The sequence below is a fragment of the Gordonia rhizosphera NBRC 16068 genome, assembly GCF_000298195.1.
Classification (GTDB): Bacteria; Actinomycetota; Actinomycetes; order Mycobacteriales; family Mycobacteriaceae; genus Gordonia; species Gordonia rhizosphera.
Map to the genome: position 1 here is coordinate 34,651 of NZ_BAHC01000065.1, position 10,594 is coordinate 45,244.

The 10,594-nt window shown below is 63.6% G+C and carries 10 protein-coding genes; 9 read left to right on the top strand and 1 reads right to left on the bottom strand.

Going from position 1 to position 10,594, the window contains the following annotated elements; translation table 11 throughout:
• Nucleotides 1-83 precede the first annotated feature (83 nt).
• From GORHZ_RS07465 to GORHZ_RS07505, 9 genes are all read left to right on the top strand, one after another.
• Nucleotides 84-731: a TetR/AcrR family transcriptional regulator gene (locus GORHZ_RS07465; protein ID WP_006331636.1), complete on the top strand. Its 648-nt coding sequence runs from the start codon at nt 84-86 to the stop codon at nt 729-731.
• Nucleotides 732-797: 66 nt separating this feature from the next.
• A complete protein-coding gene (locus GORHZ_RS07470) occupies nt 798-1,574 on the top strand; it encodes an enoyl-CoA hydratase/isomerase family protein (protein ID WP_006331637.1) in 777 nt (258 codons plus the stop codon).
• Nucleotides 1,567-1,986, top strand: a complete 420-nt coding sequence (locus GORHZ_RS07475) for a nuclear transport factor 2 family protein (RefSeq protein WP_006331638.1) — start codon at nt 1,567-1,569, stop codon at nt 1,984-1,986. Before GORHZ_RS07470 ends, GORHZ_RS07475 begins: the two co-directional genes overlap by 8 nt.
• A 186-nt stretch (nt 1,987-2,172) precedes the next feature.
• On the top strand, nt 2,173-2,943 hold the full coding sequence (locus tag GORHZ_RS07480; RefSeq protein ID WP_006331639.1) for an SDR family oxidoreductase: 771 nt from the start codon (nt 2,173-2,175) through the stop codon (nt 2,941-2,943).
• 58 nt (nt 2,944-3,001) lie between these two features.
• Nucleotides 3,002-3,901, top strand: coding sequence for an AraC family transcriptional regulator (locus tag GORHZ_RS07485; RefSeq protein WP_006331640.1), 900 nt, complete (start codon nt 3,002-3,004; stop codon nt 3,899-3,901).
• Between the two features lie 301 nt (nt 3,902-4,202).
• Entirely contained in the window at nt 4,203-5,465 is a 1,263-nt protein-coding gene (locus GORHZ_RS07490) for an amidohydrolase family protein (protein ID WP_006331641.1), read from the top strand.
• A gap of 252 nt (nt 5,466-5,717) precedes the next feature.
• Entirely contained in the window at nt 5,718-6,839 is a 1,122-nt protein-coding gene (locus tag GORHZ_RS07495) for an acyl-CoA dehydrogenase family protein (RefSeq protein WP_006331642.1), read from the top strand.
• Nucleotides 6,840-6,848: 9 nt separating this feature from the next.
• A complete protein-coding gene (locus GORHZ_RS07500; RefSeq protein ID WP_006331643.1) occupies nt 6,849-8,096 on the top strand; it encodes an acyl-CoA dehydrogenase family protein in 1,248 nt (415 codons plus the stop codon).
• Nucleotides 8,097-8,126: 30 nt separating this feature from the next.
• Nucleotides 8,127-9,623, top strand: coding sequence for a class I adenylate-forming enzyme family protein (locus GORHZ_RS07505; protein WP_006331645.1), 1,497 nt, complete (start codon nt 8,127-8,129; stop codon nt 9,621-9,623).
• A 254-nt stretch (nt 9,624-9,877) separates the two neighbouring features.
• Here the strand turns inward: GORHZ_RS07505 and GORHZ_RS07510 are convergent, their stop codons facing one another.
• Complete coding sequence (locus GORHZ_RS07510; RefSeq protein ID WP_006331647.1) at nt 9,878-10,444, bottom strand: TetR/AcrR family transcriptional regulator; 567 nt, start codon at nt 10,442-10,444, stop codon at nt 9,878-9,880.
• Nucleotides 10,445-10,594 lie beyond the last annotated feature (150 nt).

The window sequence follows — 10,594 nt, forward strand, 5'->3', positions numbered from 1 at the left end:
GGATGACCGCGCCACGACCGCATGATCGATACTCTGCGATGGGCAGCGTCGTCGGATTTGGCGCTGGAGAGGAGCCAATAGCCATGGATGCGGAACCGCGCTCGGCCAAGGGTCGCCGTACCCGTGCCCGCCTGCTCGAGGCCGGCAAGGCGGTCTTCGAACGGGACGGGTTCCTCCAGGCCAGGATCACCGACATCGCGGCCGAGGCGAACGTCTCACACGGCTCGTTCTATCACTACTTCGGGTCGAAGGAATCGCTCTTCCGGGAGATCGCGGAAGAGGTTGAGGTCCGTCTCGTCTCGATGGACGACATCGCACAGGACGGCACCGGACGCGGCGGACCGATCGACCGTATCCGCGATGCGAACCGCTCCTATCTGCTCGCGTACCGGCGTGAGGCCAAGATCATGCGGGTGATCGAAGAGGTCAGTCGCTATGACGAAGAGGTCCGCGCCATTCGCACCAAACGCGATGACTATCTCGGTGTTCGGCTCGAGTCGGCGATAGCACGGCTGCAGGCGGAAGGCCTTGCCGACAAGAGGATCGACAAACGCTACGCGGCGACGGCACTGGGGGGCATGGTGGCGAGGTTTGCCGAGACCATGTTCATCGGTGGCGGGTCCTACGAGTTGGACAGGGCGGTGGAACAGCTCACCCTGCTGTGGGCCAATGCTCTGGGGCTCAACGAATCTGACCCGCCCGTCCGAAGGTCACGCCGGAGCCCAGGCTGAAGGTTTCAGAAATTGACGTCGACCAATATTTTGTGCGACGCTGATACCTCCATGGAGGAGGTGCGCATGTCCGCACGGGATGTCCTGCTGATCGAGGTCGGCGACGACGGGATAGCTCTGGTCACCCTCAACCGGCCGGATGCTCTGAATGCGGCCGACGAAGAACTGCACGGGGCGATCTCGACCGTATGGTCGGATCTGTCCGGGCAACCCGGGATTCGCGCGGTTGTGCTCACCGGAGCCGGGAAGGCGTTCTCGGCCGGTGGAGACCTCCCGTTGCTGGACAGGATGACACGAGATCTGGACCTGCGATCACGCATCATGGGTGAGGCCGCAACCCTCGTCCGTGAGATGACTCGGTTGCCGGTGCCGGTGGTCGCGGCCGTCAACGGGCCCGCCGTGGGTCTCGGCTGCAGTCTTGCCTCTCTGTCGGACCTCGTGGTGATGGAAGAGGACGCGTACTTCGCGGATCCACATGTGGGTCTGGGTCTGGTCGCGGGCGACGGGGGTGCCCTGACCTGGCCGATGAACATGGGCCTGCAACGGGCAAAGGAGTGGCTGCTCCTGGGCGGCCGGATGTCCTCGGAGCGAGCCCTCTCCTACGGTTTGGCGAACCGGGTGGTCGCCAATGGTCGGTCAGCGGAGGAGGCGCGGATACTGGCGAAGCGTCTGTCCGCGTTGCCACCCCAGTCCCTGTACGAGACGCGGAGGGTGCTGAACCAGCCGCTGATCGCGCGGATCGACGCCGCTCTCGACGACATCATCGCCGCGGAGACGAAATCGTTCGATGAACCTGCGTTCCGGGGCAATCTGGCGCGCATGATGGAACGCAATCGTGGCTGACCCCCGACAGCCGACGGAACTCACGGTCTCCGATCGGCATTCGATCGAGGATCTGTTGGCCTCGTATGTTCTCAACCTTGACGTGGACGACATCGATGCGGCTGCGGCGTTGTTCCTCGACGATGCCGAGTTCGTGACCTATGGACGGGTGTTCGCGGGCCGTGAGCGGATTCGGCGGATGTTCGCGTCCGCACCGAAGGGCCTCCATCTTTCCGGGCGGGCGCTCATCGTTGCCGCGCCGCACGGCGCCGACGTAAGCATGCAACTGGTGTTCTTCCCCGCCGACGACGCGCCGCGGCGCCTGGCGGTTTACGACCTTGGGCTTGTCCGGAGGACCGACGCCGGATGGGCGATCCGGCGAATGGAATGCCGCTTCCTCGACGGTGAGGGAAAACTGGCGGCTCAGCCGTGATCGGCGCTGCTCTGGTCCGATGATCGGCCGCGCTGCGATGCGAAGAAGTACTTCGAAGTACTTGTCCCTGAGGACCGTTGGACTGTACTGTAAGTCATACAGTTAGAATCACTGTCGTGCCGGCTGGAGTAGTGACCGGGCGACGAACCGATGGATCGGACGGGTGCGTCCGGGAGAGGATGTCCGATGTCATTGGAAGGAACGTCAGCGATCGTCACCGGAGGGGCGGGCGGACTCGGTGAGGCTGCGGTGCGGAAGCTGCACGAGGCGGGTGCCGCCGTGGTGATCGCAGACCTTGCCGAGGAGAAGGGCGAGAAACTCGTCGCGGAACTGGGTGCACGCGCAGCCTTCGTCCGCATGGACGTGCTCGACGACGAGTCGGTCGGCAGTGCCATCGCGGCAGCCGGAGCCATGGGTACCCTGCGTTACGCGGTTATCGCCCACGGTGGCTTCGGCGTCGTCGAGAAGATCGTCAACCGTGACGGGACCCCGGCGTCGCTGGGCGGTTTTGCGAAGACCATCTCGCTCTATCTCAACGGGACCTACAACGTGCTCCGTCTGGTGTCGGCGTCCATGGCGACCGAAGACGTCGACGGTAGCGGGGAGCGTGGTGCGATCGTGATGACCGCCTCGATCGCCGCCTATGAGGGTCAGATCGGCCAGACCGCGTACGCCGCGGCAAAGTCCGGAGTCGTCGGGCTCACTCTCGCAGGTGCCCGAGATCTCAGCTCGGTGAAGATCCGCCTCAACACGATCGCCCCGGGAACGATGATGACCCCGACGATGGCGATGGTGGGCGAGGAGGCGCTGGAAAAGTTCGCTTCTTCGGTACCGTTCCCGAAACGGCTGGGTGAACCGCAGGAATTCGGGCGACTCGCGCGTGATCTCATCGAGAACTGCTACATCAACGGCGAGGTCGTTCGTCTCGATGGCGCACAGCGCTTCGCGCCACGGTGAGCGGTGATCTTCGGTGAGGGCTGCGAGCGTTCTACCCCACTTTGTACAGTGGAAGACTGTGACCGCCCCTGCAACTCCGGACAGGATTCTTGCTGATTCGGCCGACCGGAATCTTGCGGCCGCTGTCGAGCGAGGTTTCATCTACTCGCCGAACAATGACCGGGTGGAGCTGCGACAGGGCCTTCACGTGCACGCGGGGAGCTTCCTCTGGGAGGGCTCGGCGCTGGTTACGGGCTGGCACAGCCACGACGTCCATCAGATCGAGTACGCCGTGGGGGGTGCCGTCGAGGTCGAGACCGCTGCCGGCCATCACCTACTTCCACCCCATCAGGCCGCGTGGATTCCGGCGGGGCTGCGGCATCAGGCCCGGATGAGTCCATCGGTGAAGACGATCTCGGTCATGTTCGACCCCGAACTCATGCCGGACGCCGGTCGCCGCGCTCGTATCCTTGCGGTCTCGCCGCTGCTTCGGGAGATGGTCATCCACTCGTTGCGTTGGCCGGTCGATCGCACCGACAACGACGAGGTGGCAGCGCGGTTCTTCCGCGCGATGTGCGACGTCATCAGGGAGTCGATGGAACACGAGACACCGCTGTCGTTGCCGGTATCCGATGATCCGTTGGTGGCGAATGCGATGGCCTATACCCGTGAGAATCTTGCGGTGGTCACCGTTACCGACGTGAGTCGGGCGATTGCGGTGTCGGAACGGACGCTGCGCCGGATGTTCCAGGACTCGGTCGGGATGTCATGGCGTACCTACGTGTTCAATGCGCGTATGCACCGTGCCATGGCGTTGTTGGCCTCGCCGGGACAGACGATCCAAGAGACTGCGGCCGCGGTCGGATTCGAGAATCTGAGCGCGTTCACCCGAGCCTTCACCCAGTTCGCCGGTCAGACGCCGTCGGCGTTCCGGCGCGGTGCGAGCATGCCAGCTCCGGTGGGTGTCGGCGCAGGGTGACGACATCCGGCGCGTCCGCCTCACTGCGCCCACGTCGACGGTTGAGTCGCGCCGTCGATACGACGATGAGTGGGCGTGCGTGGTGCCAGGTGTTCTCGGTGCTCGGTGACGGCAGATGGGTCACCTGCAGGGCATGAGTTCTCCCTGGTCGCTCTTCCGGCGACGCCGAGTGCTCGCCCGTTCTCAGGAGTCGAAGTGCATTGGCCGAACATGCACGAAACCTGTCCGACAGCGCAGTGACGGTCACGAGTATTCGCGATAGAAGTGATGAGAAGCCATCTTCGAGGCCCAGGAGGACCGAATGCATCTCGACGACATGATCTTGGTCAGCATCGACGACCACGTGGTCGAACCGCCCGATATGTTCAAGAATCACGTGCCGGCCAAGTACCAAGATGAGGCCCCGAAGGTCATCGTCAACGACGCCGGCATCGAACAGTGGCTCTACAAGGGACGCGTGACCGGCAACATGGGCCTGAACGCCGTGGTTTCCTGGCCCCCGGAGGAGTGGGGTATGGATCCCGCCACCTTCGCCGAGATGCGCCCGGGTGTTTACGACGTGCACGAACGTGTCCGCGACATGAATCGGAACGGCATCCTGGCGTCGATGTGCTTCCCGACCTTCACGGGATTCTCCGCGAAGCATCTCAACCACTATCAGGATCCGCTCACCCTCGTCATGGTGTCGGCCTACAACGACTGGCACATCGACGAGTGGGCGGGTGCCTACCCTGATCGATTCATTCCGCTGGCGCTGCTGCCGACCTGGAATGTCGACGGGATGGTCAAGGAGATCCACCGTGTGGCGGCGAAAGGATGCCGGGCGGTGACGATGCCGGAACTGCCGCATCTCGAAGGTCTGCCCAGCTACCACGATCTCGGTTACTGGGGCCCGGTGTTCGAGGCGTTGTCGGAGACGGGCACGGTGATGTGTCTTCACATCGGTTCCGGGTTCGAGGTCTTGAGACTGGCACCGGATGCTCCGATCGACAACATGATCGTCCTGGCCACACAAATCTCGGCGATAGCTGCCCAGGATCTGCTGTGGGGTCCGGCGATGCGGACGTACCCGAACCTGAAGTTCGCCTTCTCGGAGGGCGGTATCGGCTGGATTCCGTTCTTCCTCGACCGCTGCGATCGGCACTACACCAACCAGCGTTGGCTGCGCCGCGACTTCGGAGGCAAGATGCCGAGCGAGGTCTTCCGTGAGCACTCGCTGGCGTGCTACGTGACCGATCCATCCGCCATCAAGATGCGCGATGTCGTCGGCGTCGACATCATCGCCTGGGAGTGCGACTACCCGCACTCGGACTGCTTCTGGCCGGACGCTCCTGAGCGCGTCTATGACGAACTGAACGCGGGGGGCGCCAGCGACGAGGACATCAACAAGATCACCTGGGAGAACTCCTGTCGGTTCTTCGGATGGGATCCGTTCACCGCGATTCCGAAGGAGGCGTCGACGGTGGGCGCCCTCCGCGCGCTCGCGACCGATGTCGATGTGTCGATCCGTCCCCGGGCGGAGTGGGCGCGCGCATATGCGGCGAAGGCCGCAGCCGGGGTCTGACCGTTTCCCGGACACATTCGGGTGTCTTGTGCTGCTCGGATCGTCGATGTGTTCGTGGGTCCGGTGTCCTGAACACTGAATCAACGAGCGCACCAACAAGAGATACCCAGATAGACGACACACTTCATCAAAGTGGTCTTCTGAACGCGAGAACAAACGACCCCAAGTGGCTCAGGGTATTTGACGAAGATGTTCTCAGCCCTGGCGCGGCGGTCGCGCAGCCGAAACTAGTCGGTACACCCTGGAGGTTTCATGGACCTGAACTTGACGGAAGAGCAATCCGACTTCCGTGCAGTGATCGAGCGTTTCCTGGAGAAGGAGGTTCCCACATCGACGGTGCGTGAATGGGCCGACACCGCAGCGGGTTTCGATCGTGACTGGTGGGTACGTGCCGCCGAGCTGGGGGTGGCTGCACCACTGGTCTCCGAGAACCACGGTGGGGGCAGTGTGTCGGGATTGGGTGTACTCGATCTCGCGATGTTCGCCGAGGAGTTCGGTCGTGTGGTGGCACCCGGGCCGCTGCACGCAACCAACATCGTTCTGGCCGGGCTCATGTTGGCGGAGGATCAGAATCCCGCGCACGGCGACCTGATCGAGGATCTGGTCGGTGGAGGGAGGATCGCCGCGTGGGCGGTCTCCGAGCCCGGACTCGGCTGGAACCCATCCGGGCCGACAGTCAGCGTCGACGAGGGCTTCGTGCTGAACGGTGTCAAGGATCGGGTCGAGTACGCAGCCGAATCTGACGTACTGTTGGTCAATGCGCTGACCGCAGAAGGTATTTCGCTGTTCGTGGTACCGGTTGACCGCCCGGGCGTCACGGTGCTTCCCATGCAATCGCTCGACCTCACCCGTCGCTACGCTCAGGTGACCTTTGACTCTGTCGAGTTGGTGCGAACCGATCTGGTCGGAGTGTTGGATGAGGGTGAGCCTATTGCCTCCCATCAGACGCTGATCGCCGGGGTGCTGCAGTCCGCGGAGACGGTCGGAATACTCCGTACCGTCTTGGATTTCACCACCGAATGGGCGTTCGATCGCTACTCGTTCGGGCGACCGCTCGCGTCGTATCAGGCGCTCAAGCATCGGTTCGCCGACATCCGCACCTGGGTCGAGGCCAGTGCGGCGATCGCCTCGAGCGCGGCGCACGCGGTCCAGGACGGCGACCAGGCTGCGGCGCAGATGGTAGCCGCAGCGAAATCCTATGTCACGGATCTGGCACCACGGATCATCCAGGACTGTGTCCAGCTCCACGGTGGTATCGGGGTGACCTGGGAACATGACCTGCACCTCTACCTGCGACGCGCGGTCGCGAATCGGGTGACCTACGGAACGCCGGCAGAGCATCGGCGTCGCATCGCCGATCTGATCGAGCTCTAGGAGGGGAAGATGAATCACGCCGAGATGGAATCGGTTGCGTCGTTTCGACTTCGAGCCAGAGAATGGCTGTCGGCGAACATGCCACGAATCGAGGACCGAGAGACCGTTGTTGCCTCGGACGACGACACTGCGGAGTTCGTGCGAGCACGCGAGCTTCAGCACAAGCTGTACGACGGAGGCTTCGCCGGGATCGTGTTTCCGGCAGAGTACGGCGGATTGGGCCTCACCCCAGCGCATCAGGCCGCTTTCACGGAGGAAAGCGTGAGCTATGAGATGCCGCTCAAGCTCAACGTGCCGAGCCTGTCCATCTGTGCCGCGACGATTCTGGACTTGGGAACCGAAGAGCAGAAACTCCAACACGTCACCGCGGCCATCCGCGGTGACGAGGTCCTCGCGCAGTTCCTCTCGGAGCCGCGCGGCGGCTCGGACCTGGCGGGTGTGACGACCAGAGCGGTCCGTGACGGCGACACATGGATTCTGAATGGGGCGAAGACGTGGAGTTCCAGTGCGTACGCGGCCGACTTCGCCTTGTGCCTGGCACGCACGGACTGGGATGCGCCGAAACACCGCGGGCTGACCATGTTCTTGGTACCCACGAAGGCTCCCGGGATCACCATGCGTCGCATCCGGCAAGTCACCGGATCGAATGAGTTCTGCGAGGAGTTCTTTGACGATGTGATCCTGCCGGATGATGCCGTCGTCGGGGGAGTCAACAACGGCTGGGCGGTCGCATCGAGACAGCTGTATCACGAGAAGGTGGCCGTGGGCGGTGGATCGCCGTTCGCCAGCGGTGCAGGCCTGGGTACGGTGCAGACGACGATACCGACTCCGGTGGACATCGCACGAATGCTCGATCGCACCGGCGAACCGGGGGTCAGGGAGCTGGTCGGTGAGTGGTATGCCAGGAGACTGGTCTCGCTCAGTCTCATCGATCGAGTCAGCGCAGCCCTGAAGTCAGGTGTGTTGCCGCCTCCGGCCGCATCGCTGATGCGGCTGTTCACCGCGGAGCAGGATTGGTTCACCCACGATGTCGCGCTGGAGGTGAGTGACGGCTACGCGGCGACGGGTATCGCCGGCGATGACGGAACGTTGCTGGGTGTGTCGGTGCACTATCTGGGCCGCCAGATCGGAAGCCTGGGTGGCGGCAGCACCGAGATGGCGCGCAACATCATCAGCGAACGCATGCTAGGGATGCCTCGCGAATTCGCGGCCGACCGCGATGTTCCGTTCAATCAGGTGCGCCAGGGGGCTCGCTGACATGAGTTCACCATCAACTAGGGAGACATCGTGGACCTCGTGACACTGCTGGAGATGATTGCCGCGGGTGGTGCCGATCGTGTTCTCGTGGGTCGGCTCGACGACGGTCTGACCGGCACCGATCTGCGGTCGCGGGCATGCAGTGGCGCGGAGTACCTGGCCGAGATCGGTGCGGAGAAGCTGATTTACCTCGCCGGCAATCAGCCCGCGTTTGCCGTCGCACTGTTCTCGGCTGCCGCGGCCCATCGACCGTTCCTGCCGCTGAACTATCGCCTCAGCGATGAGCAGCTCGGTGAGATCCTGCAGCGGCACGACGGCCTCATCGTCACGGACGCGCTCGATCGTGTCGCGGCCCTCGCACCCGACCGCGCCACGATCGGCATCGATGATTTCATGGCGCGGACAGCGCAAGCCCCGCACGGGGGTCCGATCCCGGCGGATGTCGAGGACATCGCGGTTCTGTTGATGACGAGCGGAACCACCGCCGCGCCGAAGAGCGCGGTACTCCGGCACCACCACCTGACGTCGTACGTGATTGGGAGCGTGGAGTTCTCGGGCGCGGATCCCCACGACGCGACGATCGTCAGTGTGCCGCCCTACCACATCGCGGCGGTGGCCAATCTGCTGTCGAACCTCTACGCGGGTCGGCGGATCGTGTACCTGGACCAGTTCACGCCCCGGCAATGGCTGGACGTGGTGAAGGCCGAGGCGATCACCAACGCCATGGTCGTGCCGACGATGTTGTCCAGGATCGTGGACGAGCTCGACTTGTCGGGCGAGGTCGGGCCGCCGACGTTGCGGAACGTGTCCTACGGTGGCGCGAAAGTCTCAGCGAAGGTCATCGAAGCCGCGCTGCGGCTGTTCCCCACCACCGGATTCGTCAACGCGTACGGCCTGACCGAGACGTCGTCGTCCATCGCCGTACTCGGGCCCGAGGACCACCGCGCAGCGCAGTCGAGCAGCGATCCTGCTGTTCGTGCCCGTCTCGGCTCCGTCGGACGGGCACTCGACGGTGTCGAGATCGAGATCCGCAATGCCGATGGAGAACGCTGCGGCCAGGGCGAAGTCGGCGAGATCATGGTGAAGGGCCCGCAGGTTGCCGGTGAGTACCTGGAGAAGGGGAGCCTGCTGGCCGGGGACGGCTGGTTCCCCACCCGAGACCAAGGTTACCTCGATGCCGACGGATATCTGTTCGTCCGTGGCCGGGCCGACGACACGATCATCCGCGGTGGCGAGAACATTGCGCCGGCGGAAATCGAGGAGGTCTTGTCCCGGCACGATGCGGTTCGCGAGTGTGTCGTGGCCGGCGTTCCGGACGACGAGTGGGGACATCGCATCGCGGCGTACATCACGCTCAAAGACGGATGCGCGCCATCCGCAGACGAGATCCGTGACTTCGTGCGTGCGCGGCTCCGGAGTTCCAAGACCCCCGACATCGTCGAGTTTCTCGACGAGCTGCCGACGACACCGACGGGAAAGATCGTGCGGCGTGATCTGGTCGCCAGGACGACCAAGAGCCTGGTCTGACCAGGAATCCCAGACTCCGGCGCGCGTCCAGGGTCGGGTGATGGACGCGCGCCGGCTCCAGCCGACCTGTCTCCTCGGTGGCGGAGATGCTGCCTCCGGAACGACCGTCCTCCGTTCACAGCTCTCGTGAATGTCATTGGGTCCAAGGAAGACCAGCGATGGCATCGCGAATGCGGCACGACAGGAAAGTGTTTCGGGGTTTGCGCTCGTCGATCCGCGAGGACTTCCACCTCACGTCGGTGAATTCCGTTCTCTCAGTGTGATGAGCGTGAAGAGAAGGCCCGGCGTACGAAATTCTCGAACAGGACGCTGTCCGTGTTACCCCCACCGGTTTCTTCCGGGTAATTCATGGTGACAAAGGCATCCAACAGGGTGAAGTAGAGCCGCGCCATCGCTCGTGGATCTCCGGGATAGATCACTCCGGCGCGTTGACCATCTTCGATGATCTCGGTCAGGTAGTCGAACGAATCCTGCAGATACACCTTGTACCCGTGCGGCATCGTCGCACCGGGGCGCGTCGCGACGCGCGCCGCATCGGCGTTCACCGCGTGCCACCGAGGATGTTCGGCCATGTGTTCGATCTGCATTCTCGCCAGGGCGATCAGACGCTCGTCTGCAGGCATGGACGATGGTGCCCGCGCATCCGCCTCCGCGGTCTGCCGGTCGCCATGTCGAAGAAGGACCGTCTCATAGAGCTGTTCCTTGCTCTCGAACAGGCTGTAAATGGTCCCGACGGACAATTCACACCGTGCCGCGACGTCTTTGAGCCCCGTGTCGTGATAGCCGCGTTCGGCGAACAGTTCCTCCGCGGCGTCGAGCACCTGCTCGCGCGTGATCTCGAGTCGCTGTTGCCGACGCCGTTCTCGCGGACTCGGTACATCGGGTGGGGGTTGTGTTTCCCCATGTCGTGGGGGTTGTGTTTCCCCATGTCGAGTTCTCACTCGGTCCCTCGGCAATGCATCTCCATCCGG